At 36.0% G+C, this 26,460-nt stretch carries 29 protein-coding genes and 2 other annotated features (1 of these 31 running past the window's edge); of the genes, 2 read left to right on the forward strand and 27 right to left on the reverse strand.

The window, feature by feature from the left end; translation table 11 throughout:
• Positions 1 to 25 precede the first annotated feature (25 nt).
• Positions 26 to 325: a post-transcriptional regulator gene (locus D8M06_RS03580; RefSeq protein WP_121202963.1), complete on the reverse strand. Its 300-nt coding sequence runs from the start codon at positions 323 to 325 to the stop codon at positions 26 to 28.
• Positions 326 to 438: 113 nt separating this feature from the next.
• Here D8M06_RS03580 and spoVB point away from each other — a divergent pair, with 113 nt between their 5' ends.
• Both spoVB and D8M06_RS03590 read left to right on the forward strand, forming a co-directional pair.
• Positions 439 to 1,989: a stage V sporulation protein B gene (spoVB, locus tag D8M06_RS03585; protein ID WP_121202964.1), complete on the forward strand. Its 1,551-nt coding sequence runs from the start codon at positions 439 to 441 to the stop codon at positions 1,987 to 1,989.
• 525 nt (positions 1,990 to 2,514) lie between these two features.
• Positions 2,515 to 2,895: a TIGR04086 family membrane protein gene (locus D8M06_RS03590; RefSeq protein ID WP_121202965.1), complete on the forward strand. Its 381-nt coding sequence runs from the start codon at positions 2,515 to 2,517 to the stop codon at positions 2,893 to 2,895.
• 120 nt (positions 2,896 to 3,015) lie between these two features.
• Here D8M06_RS03590 and yajC read toward each other — a convergent pair whose 3' ends face one another.
• The 26 genes from yajC to D8M06_RS03725 all read right to left on the reverse strand — a co-directional run bounded on the left by yajC (position 3,016) and on the right by D8M06_RS03725 (position 26,399).
• A complete protein-coding gene (yajC, locus tag D8M06_RS03595; protein ID WP_121202966.1) occupies positions 3,016 to 3,276 on the reverse strand; it encodes a preprotein translocase subunit YajC in 261 nt (86 codons plus the stop codon).
• A gap of 36 nt (positions 3,277 to 3,312) precedes the next feature.
• Positions 3,313 to 4,452: a tRNA guanosine(34) transglycosylase Tgt gene (gene tgt, locus D8M06_RS03600; protein ID WP_121202967.1), complete on the reverse strand. Its 1,140-nt coding sequence runs from the start codon at positions 4,450 to 4,452 to the stop codon at positions 3,313 to 3,315.
• Positions 4,453 to 4,468: 16 nt separating this feature from the next.
• The gene (gene queA / locus D8M06_RS03605) at positions 4,469 to 5,497 is read right to left on the reverse strand and encodes a tRNA preQ1(34) S-adenosylmethionine ribosyltransferase-isomerase QueA (protein WP_121202968.1); all 1,029 of its coding nucleotides are present in this window, start codon (positions 5,495 to 5,497) and stop codon (positions 4,469 to 4,471) included.
• Between the two features lie 21 nt (positions 5,498 to 5,518).
• Positions 5,519 to 5,716, reverse strand: a complete 198-nt coding sequence (locus tag D8M06_RS03610) for a DUF2905 family protein (RefSeq protein WP_121202969.1) — start codon at positions 5,714 to 5,716, stop codon at positions 5,519 to 5,521.
• Complete coding sequence (gene ruvB, locus D8M06_RS03615; RefSeq protein ID WP_121202970.1) at positions 5,716 to 6,717, reverse strand: Holliday junction branch migration DNA helicase RuvB; 1,002 nt, start codon at positions 6,715 to 6,717, stop codon at positions 5,716 to 5,718. Before ruvB ends, D8M06_RS03610 begins: the two co-directional genes overlap by 1 nt.
• Before the next feature lie 18 nt (positions 6,718 to 6,735).
• Positions 6,736 to 7,341: a Holliday junction branch migration protein RuvA gene (gene ruvA / locus D8M06_RS03620; RefSeq protein WP_121202971.1), complete on the reverse strand. Its 606-nt coding sequence runs from the start codon at positions 7,339 to 7,341 to the stop codon at positions 6,736 to 6,738.
• 93 nt (positions 7,342 to 7,434) lie between these two features.
• On the reverse strand, positions 7,435 to 8,166 hold the full coding sequence (locus D8M06_RS03625) for a YebC/PmpR family DNA-binding transcriptional regulator (protein ID WP_121202972.1): 732 nt from the start codon (positions 8,164 to 8,166) through the stop codon (positions 7,435 to 7,437).
• 87 nt (positions 8,167 to 8,253) lie between these two features.
• On the reverse strand, positions 8,254 to 8,802 hold the full coding sequence (locus tag D8M06_RS03630; protein WP_158591724.1) for a YhcN/YlaJ family sporulation lipoprotein: 549 nt from the start codon (positions 8,800 to 8,802) through the stop codon (positions 8,254 to 8,256).
• A gap of 87 nt (positions 8,803 to 8,889) precedes the next feature.
• Positions 8,890 to 9,633 (reverse strand): NAD(+) synthase, encoded by a 744-nt coding sequence (nadE, locus tag D8M06_RS03635; RefSeq protein ID WP_121202974.1) that lies wholly within the window; start codon positions 9,631 to 9,633, stop codon positions 8,890 to 8,892.
• Positions 9,634 to 9,965: 332 nt separating this feature from the next.
• Positions 9,966 to 10,886 carry a SafA/ExsA family spore coat assembly protein gene (safA, locus tag D8M06_RS03640; RefSeq protein WP_121202975.1) on the reverse strand — a complete coding sequence of 307 codons (921 nt, stop codon included), beginning with the start codon at positions 10,884 to 10,886 and terminating at the stop codon, positions 9,966 to 9,968.
• Between the two features lie 520 nt (positions 10,887 to 11,406).
• Complete coding sequence (pheA, locus tag D8M06_RS03645) at positions 11,407 to 12,261, reverse strand: prephenate dehydratase (RefSeq protein WP_121202976.1); 855 nt, start codon at positions 12,259 to 12,261, stop codon at positions 11,407 to 11,409.
• Positions 12,262 to 12,308: 47 nt separating this feature from the next.
• Positions 12,309 to 13,589, reverse strand: coding sequence for a GTPase ObgE (obgE, locus tag D8M06_RS03650; protein WP_121202977.1), 1,281 nt, complete (start codon positions 13,587 to 13,589; stop codon positions 12,309 to 12,311).
• 14 nt (positions 13,590 to 13,603) lie between these two features.
• A complete protein-coding gene (locus D8M06_RS03655) occupies positions 13,604 to 14,134 on the reverse strand; it encodes a Spo0B domain-containing protein (protein ID WP_121202978.1) in 531 nt (176 codons plus the stop codon).
• Between the two features lie 156 nt (positions 14,135 to 14,290).
• Positions 14,291 to 14,581 (reverse strand): 50S ribosomal protein L27, encoded by a 291-nt coding sequence (gene rpmA / locus D8M06_RS03660; RefSeq protein WP_121202979.1) that lies wholly within the window; start codon positions 14,579 to 14,581, stop codon positions 14,291 to 14,293.
• A gap of 20 nt (positions 14,582 to 14,601) precedes the next feature.
• Positions 14,602 to 14,928: a ribosomal-processing cysteine protease Prp gene (locus tag D8M06_RS03665; RefSeq protein WP_121202980.1), complete on the reverse strand. Its 327-nt coding sequence runs from the start codon at positions 14,926 to 14,928 to the stop codon at positions 14,602 to 14,604.
• A 12-nt stretch (positions 14,929 to 14,940) separates the two neighbouring features.
• The gene (gene rplU / locus D8M06_RS03670) at positions 14,941 to 15,249 is read right to left on the reverse strand and encodes a 50S ribosomal protein L21 (protein ID WP_121202981.1); all 309 of its coding nucleotides are present in this window, start codon (positions 15,247 to 15,249) and stop codon (positions 14,941 to 14,943) included.
• Between the two features lie 13 nt (positions 15,250 to 15,262).
• Positions 15,263 to 15,335 (reverse strand) — a sequence feature (ribosomal protein L21 leader region).
• A 127-nt stretch (positions 15,336 to 15,462) separates the two neighbouring features.
• Positions 15,463 to 16,326, reverse strand: a complete 864-nt coding sequence (locus D8M06_RS03675; RefSeq protein WP_121202982.1) for a M50 family metallopeptidase — start codon at positions 16,324 to 16,326, stop codon at positions 15,463 to 15,465.
• Positions 16,313 to 17,080: a peptidoglycan DD-metalloendopeptidase family protein gene (locus D8M06_RS03680; protein ID WP_121202983.1), complete on the reverse strand. Its 768-nt coding sequence runs from the start codon at positions 17,078 to 17,080 to the stop codon at positions 16,313 to 16,315. The genes D8M06_RS03675 and D8M06_RS03680 overlap by 14 nt, the downstream gene beginning before the upstream one ends.
• 473 nt (positions 17,081 to 17,553) lie before the next feature.
• Positions 17,554 to 18,354 (reverse strand): septum site-determining protein MinD, encoded by an 801-nt coding sequence (gene minD / locus D8M06_RS03685; protein ID WP_121202984.1) that lies wholly within the window; start codon positions 18,352 to 18,354, stop codon positions 17,554 to 17,556.
• Positions 18,347 to 19,033, reverse strand: a complete 687-nt coding sequence (gene minC / locus D8M06_RS03690) for a septum site-determining protein MinC (protein WP_121203093.1) — start codon at positions 19,031 to 19,033, stop codon at positions 18,347 to 18,349. Before minC ends, minD begins: the two co-directional genes overlap by 8 nt.
• 67 nt (positions 19,034 to 19,100) lie before the next feature.
• Positions 19,101 to 19,628, reverse strand: coding sequence for a rod shape-determining protein MreD (mreD, locus tag D8M06_RS03695; protein WP_121202985.1), 528 nt, complete (start codon positions 19,626 to 19,628; stop codon positions 19,101 to 19,103).
• Entirely contained in the window at positions 19,625 to 20,503 is an 879-nt protein-coding gene (gene mreC / locus D8M06_RS03700; protein ID WP_121202986.1) for a rod shape-determining protein MreC, read from the reverse strand. Before mreC ends, mreD begins: the two co-directional genes overlap by 4 nt.
• A 16-nt stretch (positions 20,504 to 20,519) precedes the next feature.
• Positions 20,520 to 21,560, reverse strand: coding sequence for a rod shape-determining protein (locus tag D8M06_RS03705; RefSeq protein ID WP_121202987.1), 1,041 nt, complete (start codon positions 21,558 to 21,560; stop codon positions 20,520 to 20,522).
• A 226-nt stretch (positions 21,561 to 21,786) separates the two neighbouring features.
• Complete coding sequence (radC, locus tag D8M06_RS03710) at positions 21,787 to 22,476, reverse strand: RadC family protein (protein WP_121202988.1); 690 nt, start codon at positions 22,474 to 22,476, stop codon at positions 21,787 to 21,789.
• Between the two features lie 183 nt (positions 22,477 to 22,659).
• The gene (locus D8M06_RS03720; RefSeq protein ID WP_121202990.1) at positions 22,660 to 23,553 is read right to left on the reverse strand and encodes an SPOR domain-containing protein; all 894 of its coding nucleotides are present in this window, start codon (positions 23,551 to 23,553) and stop codon (positions 22,660 to 22,662) included.
• Positions 23,554 to 23,750: 197 nt separating this feature from the next.
• On the reverse strand, positions 23,751 to 26,399 hold the full coding sequence (locus D8M06_RS03725) for a valine--tRNA ligase (protein ID WP_121202991.1): 2,649 nt from the start codon (positions 26,397 to 26,399) through the stop codon (positions 23,751 to 23,753).
• Positions 26,400 to 26,441: 42 nt separating this feature from the next.
• Positions 26,442 to 26,460, reverse strand: a binding site (T-box leader) (it continues 218 nt past the right edge of the window).

Here is a 26,460-nt window from a genome sequence, read left to right on the forward strand (position 1 = left end):
TGCCTCCTATAAAATATGTAAAATCTTAATCTTTTTCACTATTATCACCTGTTAAAGCTGCAATAGAAGCCATCAAATCATCATCTTTATACGATTTCACTGTTAAGTAACTTAAGTATACATTAGAACCTAAATGAAATATATCCTGAACTGTTTCATGTATACGCTTTTTAGGATTCCCTTTCCATACTTTTTCTACTAAACATTTCCAGATATCTTCACCAGTTGCTTGGGAATATCCCAAAGCTTGAAACTCATCAGCTTTACTCTCTAGAGCAGGTATGACGATAGATTTCCACTCATTTACAGTATGTACAACTTCCATGTTTTCCCTCCTAGTTTAATGGAGAATATTTTGCTTGTCATGCTTGGCCACACACTTAGCATATATATCATTGTATATGAATTTTTATTTTTTGAGAAGGCAGGTCGACAAATATGGCCAAACAAACATTTTTACAAGGTGCATTAGTTTTAATAATAGCAGGAATGATTACTCGTTTTTTAGGATTTATTAATCGAATTGTTGTGGCTCGTTTAATGGGAGAAGAAGGTGTTGGCTTATATATGATGGCATTGCCTACCCTTTTCTTGGTCATGACATTAACACAACTTGGACTTCCTGTCGCTATATCAAAACGTGTGGCAGAGGCTGATGCAATTGGGGATCAAACAAAAGTAAAACGCATTCTAATTGTTTCTTTAGTTATCACATCAATAACGAGTATCCTCTTCACTGTTATTATGATTATCGGAGCACCTTTTATTGCAAGCACGTTATTAACTGATGAGCGAACACTTTACCCTTTAATTGCTATTAGTCCCATTGTTCCTATAACTGCTATTTCAGCAGTACTAAGAGGTTACTTTCAAGGGAAACAAAACATGAAGCCTCAGAGCTTCGCACAAGTTATCGAACAAGTCGTCCGAATTACCTGTGTCGCGATATTTATCAAACTATTGCTTCCATATGGAATTGAGTTCGCTGCAGCTGGTGCAATGATTAGTGTCATTCTTGGGGAATTCGTTTCCTTGCTATATATGATACATCGTTTCAAACGTAAAAAGAAAATGAAGATTCGAACCCACTTTTTTTCCTATTTAAAATCAAGTAAAGACACTATGAAAGAATTGTTCTCTATCGCATTACCAAGTACAGGAAGCAGAATGATTGGATCTGTTTCAAATTTTTTAGAACCTATCCTTGTTGCCCAAAGCTTAGCAATTGCTGGAATTACAACAACACTTGCGACAAAGCAATACGGTGAATTAACAGGATATGTATTACCATTATTATATTTACCAACCTTTATCACTCATTCTCTAGCTATTGCCCTTGTACCAAATATTTCAGAAGCCGAAGCAAAGAACAATCGCAAACTTATCCATTATCGAATACATCAATCTATAAGAATCTCTTTCGCATCAGGTGCTATAGCAACTATTATACTCACACTTTTTTCTGTCCCAATCCTCACTTATATGTACGGAACGGGGAATGCAAGTCAAATTATTATGTTAATGGCGCCCTTTTACATTTTATTATATATTCAGTCGCCTCTTCAGGCAGCCTTGCAGGCACTGGATTTAGCTAGACCTGCCATGTGGAATAGTTTAATAGGTGCAGTTGTAAAGTTTATTGTACTTTTTGTGCTAGCTTCCAATCCCAATTTCGGCATCATGGGAGTCGCTATAGCGATGAGTGTAGGGGTAGTACTAATTACATTATTACATTTAATTACACTACAAAAAGCAATACAGTATTCTATCCCATTTAAAGATACGCTCAAAATGTTATTGCTAATTATATTAACTTGGGGTACAGGCGCCGTTCTTAAAAAGATTTATATCGCATTTGAACCAAATATACTTGCATTTCTTTTTATTTTACTTGCTTTAGGATTTATTTACCTGTTGTTTCTGTTATTGCTGCGTTTTATTACCAGAGAAGAGCTGAAACAAATTCCCTTCATTCAGAAATGGGTATAACTTCTTTTATAATTATTAAATAATGTTGATAATGGAAAATCATTTAGAAATAAACTAGAGTGCTTTATTAGTAACAAAAGATACTCCTCTATTGTTAATTATCGAAATAACACCTTGTTAAAATATGAATATAAAGAAAGGCACCTTTGCTAAAATTTGTTGCTTTTTAACTATGACGGAGTTGATAGAAACTCCGAATAAATTTAATTAAGAATACCGCTTAGTCTTCGCTACGGAAATACACTACGCTTTCCGCGGGGAGCTGGTGAGCCTCCTTCGTGCTGACGCACAAAGCAGGCTCATCAGCCGCCCGCGGAAAGCGACTGCCCGGAGAGGAAATCAACAAGGCACTACATTTATCTTTAATTAAAGTAATTCACAGTCTATACAAAATGCGACTCACCTTTAAAAATAAACATTCTATCAGAAAAGAGCCTAAAAAAAACATTATTTTTCCTTCTATTTTTCCTACCTGCTGAATAAGATTACTATAGGATGTTGGACAAACTTATTGGGAGGAGTTATATGAGAAGACAACTATTTCACGCTCTATTATTTGGTTGGATTGCTGTACTTGGATTAATACTTATTTCAAGTATAATCATTGCATTTTTATTGCGTGTAACTTCATTAGATGAAAACTTACTATCCTGGATTGCCTTAGTAATCGGAGTAATATCACTATTTACTGGAGGGCTCATTTCAGGATTAAAAGGAAAGACTAAAGGATGGGTTATTGGAGGGGTCACCGGACTTGGATTTACTATGTTTACTTTTTTAGTTCAGTATCTCGGATATCAACAGGGCTTTTCTCTTGAGCAATCATTACATCATTTAGGATATATTTTTGCAGCACTTGCTGGTGGGGTTATAGGGGTTAACATTGTTGGGGATGCGCAAAATTAAATCTGTTCGGAACTATCAACTACTTTTTATAAATTAAAAAAAGAGGTTTTCCATTACGATAAGACGTAAAGGATAACCTCTTTCTTGTTTCATAATATGTATCATACATACATAGAAAAACTATTTTTGCTTTACTTCACGAACTGCTGAACGATCATATGTCATTTTCGTTCCACTTTCAGTAATCAATACAATTGTTCCTTCGTCTAAAGAATGAACCGTTGCGTGTAAACCACCAATAGTGATTACTTCATCACCTTTTTGCAGGTTCGTTTGCATTTCCTGAACTTTCTTTTGTCGCTTTTGTTGCGGACGAATCAATAGAAAGTAGAAAATAACAAACATAAGGATAATCGGTAATAATGAGACTATCATTTCCATTGTGTGTTTCCCTCCTTCTTCTTTTATATCAATACCTTAAAAGTTCTTTGCATTCGGTTTATTTAAACCGTATTGTTCAAAGAATTCCCTTTTAAAGTCACCAAGTCGATCTTCGCTTATAGCAATTCGCACTTGCTCCATTAATTTTAACAGAAAATGTAGATTATGATAAGTAGTAAGTCTAAAACCAAAAGTTTCATTACATTTTACTAAATGTCGAATATATGCCCGCGAATAATTTTTACATACATGGCAGTCACAATTCTCATCAATTGGACGAAAATCTCTGGCATATTTTGCATTTCGTACTACTAATCGGCCAGTAGACGTCATACACGTTCCGTTTCTAGCTATTCTTGTTGGTAAAACACAGTCAAACATATCTATACCACGTATCGCGCCATCAATCAAGGAATCTGGAGAACCGACTCCCATTAAATAACGTGGTTTATTCGTTGGAAGTAATGGTGTTGTAAAATCCAAAACACGATTCATCACATCTTTTGGTTCCCCTACAGATAATCCGCCTACTGCATATCCAGGAAAGTCTAGGGAAATTAGATCCTCGGCACTTTGTTTTCGCAAATCTTCATACTCCCCACCTTGAACGATTCCAAACAATCCTTGTTCATCTTTTCTGTTATGGGCTTCCAGACAGCGTTCAGCCCAGCGTGAAGTTCTTTCAACAGAAGATTTCATATAATCATATGTTGCAGGATATGGAGGACACTCATCAAACGCCATCATGATATCAGATCCTAGAGCATTTTGAATTCCCATTGCTTTTTCTGGTGATAAAAAAAGTTTATCTCCATTTAAATGGTTACGAAAATGTACTCCTTCTTCCTTTATTTCCCTCATATCACTAAGGCTAAACACTTGAAATCCACCAGAATCAGTTAAAATAGCACCATCCCAATTCATAAATTTGTGCAATCCGCCAGCTTCGCGAATAATATCTTCTCCAGGTCTTAGCCATAAATGATAGGTATTGGAGAGAATAATATTCGCATTCATCTCCTTCAATTCCTCTGGACTCATCGTTTTAACGGTTGCAAGTGTACCGACTGGCATAAAGGTAGGGGTATCAAATGACCCATGCGGGGTATGGACTCGTCCAAGTCTTGCGCCTGTTTGTTTATCTGTTTTTATTAATTCATAAGTTATAGGTGTCATTAACATACGTCCTCTTCTAAAGTATTAACATAGCATCACCAAAGCTAAAGAAACGATAGCGTTCTTTCACAGCCTCGTTATATGCTTTTAAAATCGTTTCTCGATCTACTAGAGCACTTACTAACATGATTAAGGTTGATTTTGGCAAATGAAAATTTGTAATCAATCCATTAATAGCTTTAAATTCATAAGGAGGATAGATGAAGATATCTGTCCAACCACTTGATTCTACAAATTGTCCATCATGGTCTCTTGCTATGGTTTCAAGAGTGCGGGTAGAAGTCGTACCAATTGAAATGATTCTACCACCATCCTCTTTCACTTTATTCAATGTATCTGCCGTCTTTTTTGTCATTTGATAGAACTCAGCATGCATCTCATGTTCTTCAACCGAATCAACGCTTACTGGGCGGAAGGTTCCAAGGCCTACATGCAGCGTAATAAATGAAATAGTAACTCCCATATCCTTTATTTCTTGTAATAACTCATTTGTAAAATGTAACCCCGCAGTAGGAGCTGCTGCAGAACCTTCCTCTTTAGCATACACGGTTTGATATCTTTCTTTTTCTGGCAATTGCTCTTTTATGTACGGTGGTAAAGGCATCTCACCTAGCTTATCAAGTACTTCATAAAAAATGCCGTCGTAAGAAAATTGTAATATACGACCACCATGATTCTTATAACCTGTACAAGTAGCTTTTAATAAACCATCACCAAAAATAAGTTTCGTTCCTTCTTTCACCTTTTTAGCTGGTTTAGTCAGAACTTCCCATGTATCTTTCTCATCTTGATGAAGTAACAGGACTTCAATTTTTGCTCCAGTGTCCTCCTTTACTCCATAAAGTCTTGCTGGTAGAACTTTCGTGTTGTTAAGAACCAAACAATCCCCTGGCTTAAGATATTTCTTAATATCTCTAAAATGCTGATGGGAAATCTCTTTGCTTTCCTTATCTAATACTAATAGTCGGGAGGATGTTCGGTCCTTCAAGGGGGTTTGTGCAATGAGTTCTTCTGGTAAGTCAAAATCAAAATCTTCTATATTCATTATGAATCTCCTATCTTTCCATTAACGAAATCGTCCTAACATCGTAAAAATGATAGTTAAAATAATACTGATTATAATGGAAGTGACAATTGGAAAGTGAACGGAGACATTTCCTACCTTAAACTGAATATCACCCGGTAACCTTCCAATAAAATTCCATATGATACCAATAACAAGGAAAACAATACCCAATACAATAAAAAGTTTTCCCAAATTCATTAGTCCTCATGCCCTTTCATACCAAAATGTTGATAGGCCTTTTGCGTTACAACTCTACCTCTTGAAGTTCGTTGAATAAATCCAATTTGCAATAGATATGGTTCGTATACGTCTTCTATAGTTTGTGACTCTTCTCCTATTGTTGCTGCAATGGTATCTAGTCCAACAGGTCCACCATTAAATCCTTCGATAATTCCTTGAAGTAGTTTGTGGTCGGTATGATCTAAGCCAACATCATCCACCTGCAACATTTTAAGAGCTTCGTCTGAGGTAGCTAGACTTATTTCTTCTTCTCCTTTTACTTGGGAAATATCACGAATCCTTTTTAATAAACGATTCGCAATTCGAGGAGTACCACGAGATCTTCTAGCCACCTCAAGTGCAGCTTCTTTTGTAATAGACGTTTGAAAAATTTCTGCCGTTCTCTCCACAATCGAACATAAATCCTTCGTTTCGTAAAATTCTAATCTGCTAAGGACGCCAAATCGATCTCTCAGTGGTGCCGATAATAAACCAGCTCTTGTAGTAGCACCTACCAATGTAAAAGGGGGTAAATCAATTCGTACGGATCTTGCACTCGGTCCGCTGCCAATCACGATATCAAGAAAGAAGTCTTCCATTGCTGGATATAATACTTCTTCAACCGTTCTCGGAAGACGATGGATTTCATCGATAAATAATACATCTCCTGGTTCCAGCGAAGATAATATTGCTGCTAAATCCCCTGCACGTTCTATAGCAGGGCCTGACGTAGATCTGAATTGAACCCCCATCTCATTTGCTATGATTGCTGCTAAAGTCGTTTTTCCTAGTCCTGGTGGCCCATACAATAATACGTGATCCAATGGTTCTTCCCGCATTTTGGCAGCCTGAATAAATATCTTCAAATTCTCTTTAGCTTTATCCTGACCAATATATTGGTTTAGATTCGTTGGACGCAGACTTTGTTCCATTGATATATCATCATCCTGAATTTCACCGGTAACCATTCGCTCATCCACTAGTAAGTACCTCCTCTCTTAATTTTTCATTAATAGCGCTAATGCTTTTCTTACCATCTCATCAATATCCTGATTACCATGCTTATTAAGTTCTGGAAGAATTGATTTTATTTCTTTATCGGTATATCCAAGTGTTTTGAGTGCTTCTTGTGCTTCCAATAACACTTGATTATTTGGTTGGCTATCTTTCTGTTCTTCAAATAAACCAGTATCAATGGAGACATTCAATTGTAATTTCCCTTTTAGATCCAAAATAATTTGTCTAGCTGTTTTCTTGCCGACACCTGGAAAGCTAGTTAAGAATTTATCATCTTCTCTCTCAATTGCTGAGACAAACCCTTGAATATCCACGGAGCCTAAGATAGCTAAGGCACCTTTTGGGCCGATTCCTGATACAGATATAAGTTTTGTAAATAAATATTTTTCATCTTCATTTTTAAAGCCATATAAAACTTGAATATCTTCACGAACATAATGGTATGTATTTACTAGTAATTCCTTATTTATCGATGTTTGAAATGCAAATGGATTTGCGCATACGACTTCATAGCCTACTCCATGTACATCGATGACGATAGATTCATCTGTTATATATGTAAGGATACCTTTTAAATATGCAATCACCTAAACCCTCTCCTATTCCCACCATTTTAACATAATTTTTATGAATAGAATAAACTCCTATTTCTAGATAAGAAATAGAAGTTTTATCATGGCTTACTCGTTTTCTTCTAAGTTATGATGAATATCCTGAACATCTTCATTATCTTCCAACGTTTCGATGAGGTTTTGCATTTTATCTGCATCCTCTTCAGATACATTATTATAGTTTTGCGGAATTAAAGTAACTTCATTATCTACAATCGTATAACCAGCATCTGTCAAATGTTCAACGACAGCCTGGTAGTTCTCTGGTTCTGTATATACTTCATAGGCACCGTCTTGAGGAACAATATCCTCTGCACCTGCTTCTAATACCTCTAATGTTAGCTCATCTTCATCCACATTGCCATCTTCATTAGCAACAATGATATACCCTTTTCTGTCAAACATGAAAGATACACTTCCGTTTTCCCCAAGGTTTCCACCGTTTTTCTTAAAAGCATGCCTTACATCAGAAGCAGTACGGTTTTTATTATCTGTTAGTACATTTACAATTACTGCAACTCCTCCAGGTCCGTACCCTTCATAAGTAATCTCTTCGTAGTTTGCTCCGTCCAAATCACCCGTTGCTTTTTTTATGTTACGTTCAATATTGTCATTCGGCATATTATCTGCTTTTGCTTTTTCAACTGCAGCTCTTAATGAGGCATTTGTCGCCATATCTCCGCCGCCTTGTTTTGCGGCAATATATATATCTTTTGCATGACGCATAAAAATTTTACCTTTTTTTGCATCTTGAGCGTTTTTTCTCTTTTGTATATTTTTCCATTTAGAATGACCTGCCATCGGGCATTCTCCTCTCTTGAAATTTCCTTTTTAACTATACCAAAAAAAACACGTATATAAAAGTAAAACCTTTGCATATAGCAAAGGTCAGTCACTTGAATTTAGAAAATTATTGAATAATTCATCCCCATTTTTACCTGATTTATACCTTGCATTTAAATTCTTCATACGGTCCCACTGTACATCGTCCGTATAAACGATAATTTGTTTTTCAGTGTTTGGAACAATTTTTTTCACTTGTTTTTCAATATCATCGATATCCGAAGTGACGTTGTGATCAAAATGTTCTCTTAGCATTACAGCAACAATTATTCGATCTTCTGTTGAAGCTACTTGTGCCTGTATAATATCTTTTTGTTGTTTCAATTTTTTAGATATTAATTCTGTCTCTTCGTTTGTAAAAGGGTCTGAATAACCCCCTTCGTAATCTGCAGCATTTACACCTCTTTGCTCACTTTGGGGATAACCACCTTGTTCTCCAATGGATTTTTCGTTCGTACCCATTCTTTCATTGTTTTCTTGACGTGTATCATAATGAATTGGTTGTGTATGGAGGTAATCTGAACCACTCTGTGAGCTTTCATCTTCGTTGGTACATGCTACCATTACAATAGATATCATAACTGTAATTAGCATAAATCGCCACCTATACATAAGCAAAAAACCTCCCTTATATATAGTTTGTTTACAGGGAAGTAGTTTTACACAGTTAATTAAAGGAAATTAGTTATTCCTTCTGAATTGTGGCAACGCATTGCGTTTGTGAGCGGATCGTTGATGCAATCTTTCAATGATTTCCTTATCTTTTTCTGGTACTTGCTCTCCTTTTAAGTAAGCATCAATTTTATCATATGTAGTTCCCATCTCTTTTTCATCCGTTTGATCTTCCCATAAATCTGCACTCGGTGCTTTTGTAATAACGGTTTCTGGAACATCAAGGTATTTAGCCATTTCTCGTACTTCAGATTTAGTAAAATCAACTAGCGGTAGTATATCTACTCCACCATCTCCATATTTCGTAAAGTAACCAGTATACCATTCCGCTGCATTATCTGTTCCTACTACCAGATAATTGTAATTAGTTGCCACTGTGTATAAAGCACTCATTCGTAATCTTGCACGAAGGTTTGCACCAGCCAATTGATCGGTTGTTTCATTAAAAGCATTCTGTTCTTTTACCTGATTTTTAATATGAGAGTACATCACTTCATGAGTTTCTGTTAAATCCAGTGTCAAAGAATCAATTCCACTTTTTTCTATTACTTTTTGTCCATCAACCATGTGTTCTGGCTTCGTATAAATTGGCAAAAGAACCCCTAAAGAGTTTTCTGGTGCAGCACGTTTAATAAGATTCGCTACTACAGCTGAATCAATTCCTCCACTAACACCTACTACAAACCCCTTTGCTCCTGTTTCCTTTAATTGCTGTTGTAACCAATTAATAACTTCTTCTATCTGTTTTTTCATTTTGTTCCCCTTCTAACATCTAAGATAATCTTTCATAGAATTGCTATGATATATTTTACCATTAATTTGGCTAACTTTAGAAATAATATGTATCCATTGAGAATAACAAGGTTTTCAAACTATTTTATTATGCATATTGATATACTTAATAAGAGATACATACAATTAGTTACCAACATTCAGATAGGTTGGTAATAATCATCACTCAAAAAAGTCCGAACTTTTGTACTAACAGTTCGGACTTCACTCGGCTAGGACACAGTTGTCACAGCCTCTTTAATTTAATAAAATATCATACTTATTTAATAATCTAAAAATAGGTTATAATTCATTCATTCTTTATCTTCTTCCTCCTCTTTATTCCGTTGCTGTTGCATTCCTGGAAAGTTAGGGTACGTAGGAGGTTCGGGATAATTGAAATTGGATGTATCCGCTCCAGGAAATTGTGCTGGGAACATTTGACCTTGCATAAATTGATTAGGATCAAACATCTGTTGATTATAATCTTGCATTGGATAATGTCCCATTTGTGTTGGCATCGCCTGTGAATTCGATCCACCACATCCACAATCACTTTCCGCATACTTCGCAGGTGGTGCTGGCATTTGCATTTCTGGCATCATACCAGAATGTGGTATTGGTGGGTGGCATGGATGATGAAATGGATGGTGACATGGATGATGGCATGGAACAAAATAGTAGCACGGCACCATTTGGGGCATCGGCTGATACATCGGCTGCTGTACTGGTGGTTGCTGTATTGGAGTAGCTGGCAATGGTTGTTCTACTGGTTTCTTCACTTCTTCAACCTTTTTCTCCTTCTTAGGTTTCTCTTTTGGTGCAGGTTGACTCGGTGCTTGTTGAAAGTTAAATTCAAAATCGAAATCTTGATCTAGAACAGGCATTTGCATTATTGGCTGTATCGGCATTTGGGGCATTTGTGGTTGTTGTATTGGCATTTCTGGTTTTACAGGTTTCGGTTTTTCTTTGTCATCCTCTTTAATAACCGGCATTGGTTTTGGTGATACGTCTTTATATGGTTTCTTCGTTTCTTTCTTTACTTCTTTTGGTTTGACCTGGGCTTCCTTTTTCACTGCTTTTGTTGAACTAGGTATTTTAATCTTCATACCAGGCATAATCATATCAGGACTAGAGATGTGTGAATTGACTTGCTTGAGTTCTTCAAAGTTAACACCAAACTGCTTTGACAACTCCCATAAGGTGTCTCCCTTTTGTACGATGTGTATTTTCAAAACGAACCATACTCCTTTCATGTAATATAACTGGGCTAATTACTATATCAACATATGCAGGAAAATGCTAAATGTTGACCAAATTGCAAAATACCTTAGAAAACTCAAGCTCTAACCTTGACATTCAAATGTCTTGTAAACCGTTCTTGGTGAAAGTCGTCTACATTATTTATCAAGGCTCTTTTCGTACACCTTGTTGTTTTTCAACTTTTACAGTTGATAGAAACTCCGAATAAATTTAATTAAGAATACTGCTTAGTCTTCGCTACGGAAATACACTACGCTTTCCGCGGGGAGCTGGTGAGCCTCCTTCGTGCTGACGCACAAAGCAGTCTCATCAGCCGCCCTAAGGTGCGCGACTGCCCGGAGAGGAAATCAACAAAGCACTACATTTATCTTTAATTAAAGTAATTCACAGTCTATATAAAATATAAAGTAAAGTCATATTAAACAGCTTTTTGCAAAAACACCCGAAAAATAAAAACCGCTATCCATGAGTATGGACAACGGTTTTTCTTATTTATAATTCCATTAAATAAACAGGATAAGTTCCTAATATAGTAACTTTACAGCCTAATGCTTCTAATTCACCCTTAACCCCCGGAAACAGAACATCGTCATATTGTTGATCAACGTCAACGATGAAAAAGTAATTTCCTAATCCTGTTTTGGTTGGACGTGATTCGATTTTTGATAAGTTCATTTTTCGCCAAGCAAATGCCGATAAAATCTGATGTAGTGCACCTGGTTGGTTATCAGGAAGTGTGATAAGGAGGCTAGTTTTATCACCTTTTTTACTATGTTTTATTTTTAACAGTTCTTCACTTTTCGTTAAAACGACGAACCTAGTATGGTTATTTGGGTAATCATGTATATTTTCTTGTAAAATTTTTAATCCATATTCTTTTGCAGCAAGCTTGTTACCTATTGCTGCGATTTGCTGAGTTTCACTATTACTTATAAATTCGGCAGCTCTACCGGTTGAAGAGGAATAGCGAATGTTCGCTTTCGGTAAGCTTTTATGAATAAATTGATGACACTGAGCAATAGCATGACTATGAGAATGAATCTCCTCTATTTTTTCAAATCCTCCTATAAAATTAGGATGAACCAAAAGATGTTGCTGAATTGGTACAACAATTTCTGCCATAACAGGCAATCGCACTTGATGAACAAGATAATCAACTGTTAACTGAACCGTTCCCTCAATGGCATTTTCTAGTGGTACTACCCCAATATCAATTACATCTTGCTCAACGGCATCAATGCATTCTGGAATTGTTTCAAAACCAATTTTTTCTTCCCCATTAAACGCTGTATCTACTGCTAATTTTGTAAATGTTCCCCTTGGTCCCAAATACCCGATAGTAGTCAAAACATTTCCCCCTCCATATCACTTAACAAACTGCAGTTTTTTTATTTTTATTCAATAAACTCAAACTCAAAATCAAGTAAACGGATAGTGTCTCCATCCTTCGCTCCACGTTCCCTCAACGCATCGTCTACACCCATCGTACGTAATTGACGGGAGAAGCGTTGGACAGCCTCATCTCTTGCAAAATCAGTCATCTTAAAGAGTTTTTCTATTTTTGTGCCTGATAAAACAAAGGCTCCGTCATCATCTCTTGAAATCTTAAATGGTTCTTCCTCTTTTTGATATCTATAGACAACTTCTTTTTCAGGTTCATCAATTTCTGGTGCGATTTTTGGAATCGTTTCTAACTTATCAGCAATAGCAAATAAAATTTCCCTAACACCTTCTTTTGTAATAGCTGATATTTCGTATATTGGAAAATCTTCATCTAATTTGGCTTTGAAGTCCGTTAAGTTCTCCTTTGCACCTGGCATGTCCATTTTATTCGCGGCAATAATTTGCGGTCGCTTTAAAAGACTTGGATCATATTCTCTTAATTCATTATTGATTTTTACGAAATCATCGAAAGGATCTCTTCCTTCTATACTCGCCATGTCAATTACGTGAACAATGAGTCTTGTTCTTTCTACATGGCGCAAGAATTGATGCCCTAAGCCAACTCCTTCATGCGCCCCTTCAATAAGTCCAGGTAAATCCGCCATAACAAAACTTCGGTGATCTTCTGTATCCACTACTCCTAGATTTGGAGATAATGTAGTAAAATGATAATCAGCAATTTTTGGCTTTGCTGCACTAACAACTGAAATGAAAGTCGATTTACCGACACTTGGAAATCCTACTAGACCAACATCAGCTATTACTTTTAATTCCACTTTAATATTTCTCTCTTCTCCTGGTTCACCATTCTCAGCAAATTCTGGAGCTGGGTTTCGCGGAGTAGCAAAACGAGAATTCCCTCGACCACCTCGACCACCTCTAACAATTACTGCTCGCTGGCCATGTGATGTTAAATCAGCAATAACTTCCTCTGTTTCATCATCTATTACAGTAGTACCAGGTGGAACAGGGAGAACTAATGGGTCCGCATTTCTCCCATGCTGATTCTTACTCATTCCATTTTCTCCACGTTTTCCTTTAAAATGCCGATTATATCTAAAATCCATCAACGTATTTAGACCTTCATCTACTTCAAAAACAATGTCCGCACCATTCCCGCCATCTCCACCAGCAGGACCACCTTTAGGAACATATTTTTCTCTCCGGTAGGCAACTAGTCCATTACCTCCATCACCGGCCTTCACATAAACACGTACCTGATCTACAAACATTTACTTTCACCTCGCTAATTCCTTGGTACCTGAAAACGACACTCTATTCCTTTTGTATCACTTAACACTTTTATATTACTCTTACTATTTTCTTCATTAATTGTAAAAGTATGAACTTCATTAAAATGTCCTTTTATGTTAAAGATAACCTCGATCTGCTTTCCACTTTCTTTTTCATTTAATATAAGATTGCCATTATATATTTCCAATGGATCAATTATCTTCTCACAATAATCAATAACTTTTTGACACTTGCTTAATAATAACTCATCGATATCACTTAATGATTGATTTTCAATATGTATGGTATACGATATTTGAAGGTTTTTATGATTGTTATTAAATTGTATTAGCCACAAAATAAATTTAGGTGCCTCCAAGCCTATAAGTTTTCGTTCTTCATTAAAATGAGAAAACAACTCATCCATCTTCTCCTCGACCTTATCTATTTTTCCCATGCTTAGATAGCCATGAACAAGTTGAAGCCTATTCATTAAATCATGTCGATAGTGCTGTAATAAGCGAACAACTTCACTTTCTTCCATATTCTTCCCTCCCCATTAATATGAAAGTATAGCAGAAATAAGAGGAAAGTAAATATAAATGTCTATTAAACTTAGCCATTTAAAGGAGCAAATAATTTTAATGAACAACGAATAAAAAAACTCCAACCAACAAATTGGCTGGAGTTTTTATTAAACTTAAGCTTCTTGAGCGACTGGATAGACACTAACTTTTTTGCGTTCACGACCATAGCGTTCAAATTTAACAACACCATCAATTTTAGCATAAAGAGTATCGTCTCCACCACGGCCTACATTTTCACCTGGGTAAATTTTAGTACCGCGTTGACGGTATAAAATAGAACCACCAGATACGAACTGACCATCTGCACGTTTTGCACCTAAGCGCTTAGCTTCAGAATCACGACCGTTCTTCGTGCTACCAGCACCTTTTTTCTGTGCGAAAAATTGTAAGTCTAGACGTAGCATGTATTCCACCTCCTGATCATTTAATCGCGTATCTTAATGAACTGACCATATTCCAGTTCAATAGATTTTAAAGAAATAAGCATCCCTTCGAATAAGAGCTGAACTTTGTCCATAATATATGAATTAAGCGGTTCAGGTATGGAAACATATAAATAGCCACCATCAGACCCTTGCTCTATATTCAAATCTAGGTTACACAATTCCATTACTGCATTAACGGCACCAATAGATACTGCCGAAGCACCGGCACAGACTAAATCGTAGCCATATGGGCCACTTTTCGCATGACCAGACATTTCAACTGCAGTTATTTTGTTTTCCGTTCGAGTTACAGTTACCTGAATCATATACTTAAATCCTTATGCATTAATATTTTCGATTACTAATTTAGTATAAGGTTGACGGTGACCTTGTTTACGATGATAGTTTTTCTTTGGCTTGAATTTTACAACTGTAACTTTTTTCTGACGACCTTGTTTTTCAACTTTGGCAGTTACAGTAGCACCTTCAACGTAAGGAGCTCCAACTTTAACATCGTCTCCGCTTACGAAAAGAACTTTATCAAATGTTACAGATTCATTTTGATCTGCATCAATTTTTTCTACGTAAATTTCTTGGCCTTCTTCAACTTTAAGTTGTTTTCCACCTGTTTCAATGATTGCGTACATACTTGCACCTCCTTAATTCACTCAGACTCGCCATACAGGTACTCAATGTGAGTTTAAAAACCTGTTCTGTGCGGTTGTAGCACTGGTGCTACTTTGAATAACATATTGATGTTATCACTTATCCCCTATTTTTGTCAATAGTTGGCTCGATATCTTTTAGTTAAATACGAGCCTTTAGTAAAAAATAAAAAACAGATAGAAAAAAAATTGCTTCTACCTGCTAATAAACACTTCTCCTATTGTATGAGTATGCTCCCTTCTATTAAAAAAAGAATGAAGGCAGTCGTTTTCGTCGATGGCTATTCTTCCAGTTTGCCCTGGATAATGAATATAAATGGGATGTTTACTTTCCCTTCTAAAGTTAGAAAATAGCTCCATAAAAGTACTATCAGAGGATACGTTAATCGGATGTACTCTTTTTACGTGTGATACTCCTTCATACCTATTTAATAAAAACCGAATAAATACATAATACCGCTGCTTCCATTCCGTTCTATTTTCCAATAATAAAAACATCATAATAAGTATCGTACTTAATGTAAAAGAAAAAATAGTAAGTTGTAATATAATAAATAGAATGCTTAAAAACACAGAGGAAACAATTACTGTTTGATGTGCTTTTTTATATGGAACATACTTAGAAAGAATTAATAAATAAAGCTTCCCACCATCTAATGGCCATATAGGTAATAAATTAAATAAAAGAATGACCGAATTATAATGAAACGCCAAATCCAACATGGAATTAGGTATCAAATTAGTCAAAGATAAAAAAAATAACAGCAGGTGTATGATAACATGCTGAAATGGACCTGCAATTGTCACTAGTGCCTCTTCTTTTATTGGACGGTTCCCATGTTCATCTGTATCTAATACACCTCCAAAAACCCAAAACATAATACTTCTTATACGCCAATTATAGTGTCTAGCCATCATATAATGACCCACTTCATGAATGAATACGATAGATAGAATAATGCTTAATTCTATAAATGTACCAGTAATAAACGAAATAATGATAAAAATCAAAAGAACAGGGTGTAGTTGTATTTTTGGTAATAAGTTACTGCTGTTCATCAACTTGAATCACCTGAACAGGATCAATAAATTCATTATCTTTCTCTATCGCAAAATAAAAGTCTTCGTTATCAACAGTTGGATGGAAGGTACCAATTGGTTGATTATTGACAACAAATTGATATAGATGTACATTAATATCACTTAAATATCCATAGCTAGACGTTGTACCATCAGCATGCTGTACAACAACGGTTTTATTCGTTTCCTTATCATTACCAGCAAAAATAACAATTCCTTCACTTAGTGTTGACACATCGGTTGCTTCTCCTGGTGTTATCATAATACCTTTTCCGTTTGACTGAAATGACTCTGCAATGCTTCCGTTAACAGGAAGTGCCAATGCGTCACTAACGTTATTTGTTGTTGTGTACTCTGGGGAGAAGGCCAAAGGATTTCCGAAAGTTTCTTGATACCATTGATGTACTTGTGCAAATGGAAAATCCTCTGTTAATGCGTTGCTTGTCCAAGCCTTTGGTTCACTTAAGATTTCTGAATTTGACTGATGTAATAAAGCAACACCTAAGAACAGCATGACTGACAACATACCTTTTAATACAAAGCCAGTTACCATACTACCTGTTCGACTCCCACTTGAATCAGTATCCGCGAAGAACGGATAATACCCGTGTTTTTCCTCCTCTTGAGGAAATGAAGGATACACTTTCTTAGCCTGTCCCCCCTTAACAACAGGGCCCCTTATCCTTTTCCTCCGTTCAATCGATTTACGTACTTTTTTAACTCCCTTGTCCATATCCTCACTACCTTCGCAAGCATTTGTACAAGTATATGTGAGAAGAAAGAACATATGAATAAAAAGTGATTCTAAGACTTTACCTATCATCTAGCTTACTATATTTAAAAAGATGACAGAACAGTACTGTTCATGCCATCTTTTATTAGGCTCTTTTCGTAAGTTGTATTCCTTTTAAAATGTCATAGTTGATAGAAAATCCTAAATTATCTCATTAAGAATACTGCATTATATCCGCTACGGAAATACACTACGCTTACCGCGGGCTGCTGGTGAGCCTCCCGAGGAAAGCGTAGTATTCTGCCAAAGCAAATGACTGTACAAAAATAATCATCAGTATGAGCGAGCGCAATACTATTCTGAATTAAAGATATCAACAGTCTATAGAAAACATGGAACAAGATATGTGTAAAAAGCAACAATCTTTTAGAAAATAACCTTTTATTAACTTGAGAGTTTTATAGTTTTAAGATTTATGATCTTATACCAAAGAATTTCTTCACTTTTTGAAGCATTCCTTTTTCATCCTCTAGAGCTTGTAAAGGAACAGTTTCTCCTAAAATTCTTCTTGCAATATTGCGGTAGGCAATAGAAGATTTTATGTTAGGATGTAGTGCAACTGGTTCTCCTTTATTAGAGGCTTTTATAACTTCCTCATCATCGATAACAATACCTATTAAATCAATAGACAACAATTGCACAATATCATCTATATCAATCATATCTCCTGATTTCACCATATGGTTACGGATACGATTTATAACAAGTCTTGGAGGTTCTTTCATTTCCTCTTTCTCTATTAAACCAATAATTCGGTCTGCATCTCTAACACTTGATTTTTCTGGAGTAGTAACAACAATTGCCCTATCAGCACCTGCGATGGCATTTTGAAATCCTTGTTCAATTCCGGCAGGACAATCAATAATGATATAATCATATTCCTGTTTTAATTCAGTAATAATCTTCATCATACCTTCTGTTGTAACAGCTGTTTTATCACTGGTTTGTGCCGCAGGGAGTAATGACAAATAATCAAAACGTTTGTCTTTAATAAGCGCTTGTTTCAATTTACAACGTTCCTGTATAACATCTACAATATCATAAATGATTCGATTCTCTAGACCCATGATTACATCTAAATTCCGCAAACCAATATCTGTATCTATTAAACATACTTTTTTCTCCATTAAGGCTAGAGCTGTTCCAATATTAGCGGATGTAGTTGTTTTACCAACCCCACCTTTACCAGAGGTAATTACGATTGCCTCACCCATTCTGTACTCTCCTTTCAAACCTGCTTAATTCCTTTCTTTTATGCGAAAGAATTTGCAGCCTATCAATAATGATCTTGTCTTGCTCTTCATCTACAAGACCACATTCCATATAAACACCATCAGATTCATAGTCAGGAGCCCGACTAATATAGTCAGCGATTCTAAGTTGTGTCGGTTTCATATAGGATGCAACAATACAAGCATTTCTGTCACCATCAATACCTGCATGAGCAATTCCATATAGATTTCCCATTACATAAATATTACCTGTTGAAACAACTTTTCCTCCAGGGTTCACGTCTCCGATTAAGAGGAGATCACCAACCACCTCAAGAACCTGCCCTGACCTAACAATTCTATTAATTACTTTAATCTTGCTTTCTTCTTTCCACTTCAAAGCATCTTCTTTTCGAATAACTTCTGATTCTATCGATTCTACTCTAAATCCATGTTCATGGTTTATAATATCTGTCAATTGTTTATCTTGATTTCCTTCTAAATACCGATTTCCTAACTTCACTTTTACTGATACAATTGGTTCATCTTTCTTAGGTTTATTATTAATAATTTTATCATGAAGTTCCTTAATTGCCTCGTTAAATGAACATAATTCATCAATAAATAGTGTAAGTCCGTCCCTCGTACCTTTAATTGTTACTAATTGTTTCTTATCCTGCACCATAAGTTCACCTCATCCCTAATCAGCTATTTATCTGTACTGACTAGTTAAATCCTAATCCTACCTATTAATCCCAGTTGTTTTCACTTCCCCATTCCATAAGCCTTTTAGCAAGAATAGGATACAATGCGACAAAAAATACTAGGTTTAACAATACTGTTGGAAGTAGACGTTCTAACCAATAATTATCCCAATTTAATACTATTATATCAACTAAATCATAAATGAATGTGATAAACATATCACTTAAAACAAGTCCTAATATACTAAATAATAGCATAACGAAAAAGTTTCCATGAAGTAGTTTCTTTAAATTTTGAATAATATAGATAACAAAAGCATAAGAAAACATGTATACTCCTAAGATACCAGTATATACAATGTCAACTAACAAGCCGAAAATGATGGCATAAATGACAGCTTGAGACTTATTTCCTCTATCATAAAATACCGCTACATAAATCAATAGGACAAGAACCCAATGCGGTACCATTAATTGTTCACCTAGGACAAATCTGGACGGCAAAAATTTTATTGCTACGCCCTCTAGTATAAGAAATAGAAAGAGGATTAAAGGGACGTATAGCCGTTTCATTCCTCTTCCTCCTCTTCTTCTTCAGGTTCCGCCGCTTGTCGATCCAACACCATGACATGGTTAATTTCATATAAATCTGCTGCAGGTTCTACCAATGCTGTACGGGTTAAACCGTATTGATCTGGGACAACTTCAGTTACAGCCCCAATTACCATTCCAGCTGGGAAAACACCACCCATACCAGATGATACAACCATTTCCCCTTCTTCAACATCTTTATCTGACTCTTCTATAATGCGAAACATTAGTGTGTTTGTTTCATCATCAAAACCTTCAATCATTCCAAAAATATCGTTTTGGTCTCCTCGTGATATGGTAGCTGAAATACGATTAAATTGATCAAACCCGGTCAACAATTGCACTTTTGAAGTGTAATGCTGTGCAGTTTGTATTTTCCCTACCATTCCTTCAGCAGTTATTACTACCATATTTTCACTAACTCCATCTTGCTTTCCTTTATTAATGGTCACTTCATCTAACCATTGTTCTGGTGAACGTGATATGACAGTAGCTTGAATTGGATGAAAATTACGAATGGAGTCTGATTCGATTAACTCTAATGCATCTCTTAATTCTTCGTTTTCTTCTTTTAATTCCTGTACATCATATACGAGACCTTTATATTCTCCTAATTGTTCCCTAAGAATTTGGTTCTCGTTATACGTGTTTCGTAAGTCATCTATATTCTTAAATATACCTGTTATATAAGTAACTGGAGTATGAACTATATTTTGCGCCCATCCTACAGTATCATTTATAAATTGTTCAACCATGGATAAATTCTCTCTGTCTTTTAGGGAAAATCCGATTAATGCTACGAGAACAATAAATCCAATTAAAAAAATAAATAAACGTTTGTTTCGAAAAAATGGCATTTCTTACTACACCCTCTTAATCTATAGAAGGACGAGAAGATACATTGGGATGAGACCGGAAATGTTTTATGTATTCCAAAGATTTTCCGGTACCTATTGCTACACTGTCTAATGGGGATTCTGTAACAAATACGGGCATCTTCGTCTCGTCACTAATAACTTTATCGAGATTTTTTAATAGTGCACCTCCACCAGATAAAACGATACCCCTTTCCATTATATCTGCTGCTAATTCTGGAGGTGTTTTTTCTAATGTATTTTTCACTGCTTCCACGATTGCTTCTACTGTATCATTTAGTGAAGTAGCAATTTCTTTTGCTGTTATGGTAATTGTTTTTGGTAATCCGGATAATAGATCCCTTCCACGAATTTCCATCTCTTCATCCTCTGTTACTTCGCCAGCGTTACCAATATCCATTTTAATGGATTCGGCAGACCTCTCGCCAATTAATAAACTGTATTTTTTCCGAATATAGTTAATGATAGCTTCATCCATATCATCTCCGGCAACACGAATGGATTGACTAGTCACAACGCCACCTAATGATATAACAGCAACTTCCGTTGTCCCCCCACCTATGTCCACAATCATACTACCAGTTGGTTCCCAAACTGGAAGACCCGATCCAATAGCTGCAGCAAATGGTTCTGCAATTGGAAATGCATCTTTGGCGCCTGCTTGTTTGGTAGCATCAATCACCGCTCTTTCTTCCACCATAGTTATCCCAGAGGGAACACATACCATAACGTTTGGTTTCCTAGCAAAGATAGAGCGTTTCCTCATTGCTTTTTTTATGTAATATTTCATCATAACTGATGTTGTATCATAATCAGCAATGACACCATCCTTCATTGGTCTTATAACAGATATATTTCCAGGTGTACGTCCTATCATATTTCTAGCAGCAACTCCTACCGCTTCTACTTCACCAGTTTCCGTATTCTTTGCTACAACGGATGGTTCTCTAACGACTATTTCCTTCCCTTTTACAAATACCAATGTATTTGCAGTACCTAAGTCGATTCCTAAATCTTGTGAAAAGCTTAATCGTCCCAAACTTATTCTCCCTCTCCAATTCTCAGGTTCATTCATTATGTAGGTTAACTATATCGATTAATTTTAGTTGTTGCAAACATTCTAAAGAGCACGTCCTTTATTTTGCTAACAGTATCCAACTCGTTACACTAAAATCATCTTAATAAGCGCCACATTCAAAATTGAAAATGGCGCTACAATACTTATTCTATATAATTATACGAAAAAAATTCTAAAATAGATAGTGTTATAAGTATCCTTTTTCTTTTAATGAGACAAATTTTCGATCACCAATGATGAGATGATCCAGTAATTCAATTCCTATCATCTTTCCTGATTCAACTAATCTTTTAGTAACTTGAATATCTTCTTGTGATGGCGAGGGATCTCCTGATGGGTGATTATGGGCGACAATGATAGAAGCTGCAGATCTTTTAACTGCTTCGCGATAGACCTCTCTTGGATGCACGATAGAGGCATTCAGACTACCAATGAATATCGTTTGTCTGTGTATTACTTGATTCTTTGTGTTTAGAAATAATACAACAAAATGTTCCTGTTTTAGTGTTCTCATCTCTTCCATGATATAATCAGCCCCATCGTCAGGCGACCGGATAATATATTTTTCATCAGGCTTATATTGATTCATTCTTTTTCCCAACTCAATAGCTGACAACAATAAAACTCCCTTAGCAATCCCAATCCCTTTGATTGCTACTAATTCTTCAATGGTTGCGTCTCTTAATAGTTTAAAGCCTTCAAAATGCATTAAGACACGATTCGATAAAGACATCACCGATTCTTCCCTTGTGCCACTACCTAATAGAATCGCTAATAATTCCTGATTAGATAAATGACTCGCTCCCATCTTTAACAGACGTTCGCGTGGCCTATCTTCCTTAGGAACATCTTTTATCATTATTGTTTGTGATGACATTTCATATCTCCCTTCATTTGGATATCCTTTATATTATCGAGTAAAAACAAGACTGACAAATCGCCAAAATGAAGATTTGAATAGTAAAACTTTGCTAAAATTAAAATTTTCTCTGAAGAAAAGTGCATTTTTAATCCTATATTTTCTTCAAAATAAAAAAACAGGAAACTTTTCCGTTCCCTGTTATTGAATCGCTTCATATTGATACATCATTTCAAGCAAGTGATGTTGTGCATCCAGACCGCTCAATTCGTCTATATTCGTCATTAATTCTGATAGCTGTGACAAAGCTTTCGAGTCTTGTTCATCTTCAGTTAGAATACTTTCCCAGCTTGTATGTGATAAAGTATTATCTTCACTAACTAAACTTAAGTTACTTTCCCAAACTTCCTTAAATTGTTGTATCCAGCTATGTTCCTGTTCGGTCAATTCCATTTCCTGTGAACTTGTAGTCCATTCCTTGACAAATAAATCATGGTCTCCAGTATTTGTCTCTTCAGCAATCAGTTGAGCCTGATCTTTCGTTGCAGAAATACCTAACAAAAGAAAATATTGATTTTCCCGCTGCCAAATTAATGTTGGTATACCCAGTTCCGTGAAATTTTCTGACCAACTTTCTGCATTTTCCTTTTCTGAAAATACTCCCGCTTGCAGTACATAGGCATTTAATGGCTCTTTTGTATAACTGGATGTTTCAAGTGAAGTATTGCCACTGGTTTCTTCTTTCTCCTCCTCTGCTCCTTCAGAAGTTGGTTGATAACTAGTCAAACTTTGACCAGATAATCCAGATTCAACATCGATAAGCACCTGAAACATAATGACGCTTAATACTGCTCCAATAAGAATTGCAGAAGATGCTGCAATAATGATTGGCTTAAAAATATTAAATCTACTAGGCTTCTTTTTCATTGGCAATTTTGATAGATTCGTATGTCTTTCAAATGATTGCACTGGGTCATCATCAGACTCATGAAGGGTAGCTGCTGATTCCTGGTTCGATGTTTGTACTGCTTTTTCCGGGTATTTTCTAATTACTTTGCCATTTTCTTTCACGATAATCTGTTTTTTCTTGTCCACTTTTGACCCCTCCTTCTACTAGAGTCGGTAAATTCACTTTAGCATAGGGGTAATAAAAAGTAAGACGAATATTGTCACCCTATTAAAATAATCGTATGTCATAAAGTTACTTTATTCGATATAATCATCATGTTTAGGGAATGGAAGGATTTAAAATACAAGAGAAAAAACAGAGCTAATTCGCTCTGCTTTTCTACTTAATTATTTTGAAGTTCTGCAAGTCTTGCTTTTACTTTGGCTTGCTTATCAAGGTAATCTTGTTCTTTTCTTCTCTCTTCATCCACCACTGCTTCTGGTGCTTTACTTACAAAACCTTGGTTGGAAAGCTTTTTCTGTACACGTTCAACTTCTTTATTCCATTTTTCCAGTTCTTTTTCTAAACGTTTCATTTCTTTATCAAAGTCGATTAATCCTTCAAGTGGTAAGAATATTTCTGCACCAGTAACTACTGCTGACATAGCCTTTTCAGGAATATCTAAATCTTGAGCAATCGATAATTCACTTGGATTACAGAAGTTCTCCAAATATACACGATTTTTCTCTAGTTCCTCTACAATTGCTTTGTTTTCTGCTTCGACAAGCATCTTGATTTGTTTCGACATCGGTGTGTCTACTTCAGCACGAATATTACGTACTGATTTAATAATAGATACTAATCGTTTCATTTCATTGGAAGCTTTCTCATCGTGGAATTCTTCTCTTACTTTCGGCCATTCTGCTACTGTAATAGAATCCCCTTGATGTGGGAGTTTCTGCCAAATTTCTTCCGTAATAAACGGCATAAATGGATGAAGCATACGCATTGTTTGATCAAGTACATAAGCTAAAACAGATCGAGTTGTTTTTTTCTTTGCTTCATCTTCCCCATATAACGGAAGTTTAGCCATTTCAATATACCAATCACAAAGCTCATCCCAAATAAAGTTATACAAATGACGTCCAGCTTCACCAAACTCGTATTTGTCATTGTTTTTAGTTACTTGCTCAATGGTTTCATTTAATCTTGTTAGAATCCATTTATCTGCAAGAGTTTTTTCACCTGAAAGATCAATATCATCATAGGTGAAGCCTTCCATATTCATTAGTGAGAACCTAGAAGCATTCCATACTTTGTTCGCAAAATTCCAAGTAGACTCAACTTTTTCCCAATAGAAACGTAAATCCTGACCAGGTGTAGAACCAGTGAGCAAGAAATATCTTAAAGAATCTGCACCATATTTATCAATTACATCCATTGGATCGACACCATTTCCGAGTGACTTACTCATTTTCCGACCTTCGGAATCACGAATTAATCCATGCATTAGTACATCTTTAAAAGGACGTTTTCCAGTAAACTCTTTCGATTGGAAAATCATACGTGCTACCCAGAAGAAAATAATATCATACCCTGTTACGAGTACGTCCGTAGGGAAATATCGTTTAAAGTCCTCTGATTCCGTGTCAGGCCATCCCATCGTTGAGAACGGCCATAATGCTGATGAAAACCACGTATCCAAGACATCTTCATCTTGTTCCCAGTTTTCAATATCTTCTGGAGCTTCCTTCCCAACATAAACTTCACCGGTTTCTTTATGATACCAAGCTGGTATACGATGGCCCCACCATAACTGCCGTGAAATACACCAATCACGTATATTCTCCATCCAATTTAAATAAGTGCGTTCAAATCTCTCTGGTACAAAGTTAACTCTCTCATCGCTATTTTGCATTTCTACCACTGCATCAGCTAATGGTTGCATATTAACGAACCATTGCGTAGATAGATACGGTTCAACAACTGCTCCACTTCGCTCCGAATGTCCAACTTGATGTACCCGCTCTTCGATATTAAACAGAACACCCATATCCTGAAGATCTTTTACAATTTGCTTTCTGCATTCAAAGCGGTCTAAACCTTTATATCCCTGAGCATTTTCATTCATTGATCCGTCTTCATTCATTACCAAGATACGCTTGAGGTCATGACGATTTCCAATTTCGAAGTCATTTGGGTCATGTGCAGGTGTAATTTTAACGGCACCAGAACCCAACTCCATATCAACATATTCATCAGCAACAATTTCGATTTCTCGTCCCACAATTGGTAATATAACAGTTTTTCCAATTAAATGCTGGTAGCGTTCATCTTTAGGATGTACAGCAACCGCTGTATCCCCCAGCATAGTCTCAGGCCGTGTAGTTGCAATTTCTATCGTTTCATCACTATCTTTAATTGGATATTTCATGTGATAAAATTTACCTTGAACTTCTTCGTAAATTACTTCTATGTCCGATAATGCTGTTTGTGTTGTAGGGTCCCAGTTAATAATATATTCACCACGGTAAATTAACTCTTTCTCATAGAGTTTAACAAATACCTCTTTAACTGCATCAGATAAACCATCATCTAATGTAAATCTTTCTCGTGAATAATCTAGACCAAGCCCTAATTTTTCCCATTGAGAACGGATAAAGTCAGCATATTCTCCTTTCCATTCCCATGCTTGTTCCAAGAATTTTTCACGACCAAGCTCATAACGATTGGTACCTTGTTCCTTTAATTTCGCTTCAACTTTTGCTTGGGTAGCAATACCGGCGTGGTCCATTCCTGGGAGCCAAAGGACATCATAGCCTTGCATCCGTTTCATACGAGAAATAGTATCCTGCATGGTCGTATCCCACGCATGACCTAAATGTAGTTTTCCTGTTACATTTGGTGGTGGAATAACAATAGAATACGGTTCTTTTTCTGGATCATCTTTTGCTTCAAAAAACTTCCCTTCCAACCAAAATTGATAACGCCCTTTCTCTACTTCCTGTGGATTATACTTCGGCGGAAGTGCTGAATATTCCTTTTCACTCATTTTTTTACCTCCTATAACTATAAAAAACCCTTTTCATCCTAATAAAAGGACGAAAAGGGTT

The sequence above is a fragment of the Oceanobacillus halophilus genome, assembly GCF_003628505.1.
GTDB lineage: Bacteria > Bacillota > Bacilli > Bacillales > Amphibacillaceae > Oceanobacillus > Oceanobacillus halophilus.

Bases quoted from the DNA above. Each gene is read 5' to 3' on its own strand.
- D8M06_RS03580 (WP_121202963.1), bottom strand. From the start codon at position 325: ATGGAAGTTGTACATACTGTAAATGAGTGGAAATCTATCGTCATACCT.
- spoVB (WP_121202964.1), top strand. From the start codon at position 439: ATGGCCAAACAAACATTTTTACAAGGTGCATTAGTTTTAATAATAGCA.
- D8M06_RS03590 (WP_121202965.1), top strand. From the start codon at position 2,515: ATGAGAAGACAACTATTTCACGCTCTATTATTTGGTTGGATTGCTGTA.
- yajC (WP_121202966.1), bottom strand. From the start codon at position 3,276: ATGGAAATGATAGTCTCATTATTACCGATTATCCTTATGTTTGTTATT.
- tgt (WP_121202967.1), bottom strand. From the start codon at position 4,452: ATGACACCTATAACTTATGAATTAATAAAAACAGATAAACAAACAGGC.
- queA (WP_121202968.1), bottom strand. From the start codon at position 5,497: ATGAATATAGAAGATTTTGATTTTGACTTACCAGAAGAACTCATTGCA.
- D8M06_RS03610 (WP_121202969.1), bottom strand. From the start codon at position 5,716: ATGAATTTGGGAAAACTTTTTATTGTATTGGGTATTGTTTTCCTTGTT.
- D8M06_RS03625 (WP_121202972.1), bottom strand. From the start codon at position 8,166: ATGGCAGGTCATTCTAAATGGAAAAATATACAAAAGAGAAAAAACGCT.
- D8M06_RS03630 (WP_158591724.1), bottom strand. From the start codon at position 8,802: ATGCTAATTACAGTTATGATATCTATTGTAATGGTAGCATGTACCAAC.
- nadE (WP_121202974.1), bottom strand. From the start codon at position 9,633: ATGAAAAAACAGATAGAAGAAGTTATTAATTGGTTACAACAGCAATTA.
- obgE (WP_121202977.1), bottom strand. From the start codon at position 13,589: ATGTTTGTAGATCAGGTACGTGTTTATGTGAAGGCCGGTGATGGAGGT.
- D8M06_RS03655 (WP_121202978.1), bottom strand. From the start codon at position 14,134: ATGGAAGAAAGTGAAGTTGTTCGCTTATTACAGCACTATCGACATGAT.
- rpmA (WP_121202979.1), bottom strand. From the start codon at position 14,581: ATGCTACGTCTAGACTTACAATTTTTCGCACAGAAAAAAGGTGCTGGT.
- D8M06_RS03665 (WP_121202980.1), bottom strand. From the start codon at position 14,928: ATGATTCAGGTAACTGTAACTCGAACGGAAAACAAAATAACTGCAGTT.
- rplU (WP_121202981.1), bottom strand. From the start codon at position 15,249: ATGTACGCAATCATTGAAACAGGTGGAAAACAACTTAAAGTTGAAGAA.
- D8M06_RS03675 (WP_121202982.1), bottom strand. From the start codon at position 16,326: ATGAACAGCAGTAACTTATTACCAAAAATACAACTACACCCTGTTCTT.
- D8M06_RS03680 (WP_121202983.1), bottom strand. From the start codon at position 17,080: ATGGACAAGGGAGTTAAAAAAGTACGTAAATCGATTGAACGGAGGAAA.
- minD (WP_121202984.1), bottom strand. From the start codon at position 18,354: ATGGGTGAGGCAATCGTAATTACCTCTGGTAAAGGTGGGGTTGGTAAA.
- mreD (WP_121202985.1), bottom strand. From the start codon at position 19,628: ATGAAACGGCTATACGTCCCTTTAATCCTCTTTCTATTTCTTATACTA.
- mreC (WP_121202986.1), bottom strand. From the start codon at position 20,503: ATGCCATTTTTTCGAAACAAACGTTTATTTATTTTTTTAATTGGATTT.
- radC (WP_121202988.1), bottom strand. From the start codon at position 22,476: ATGTCATCACAAACAATAATGATAAAAGATGTTCCTAAGGAAGATAGG.
- D8M06_RS03725 (WP_121202991.1), bottom strand. From the start codon at position 26,399: ATGAGTGAAAAGGAATATTCAGCACTTCCGCCGAAGTATAATCCACAG.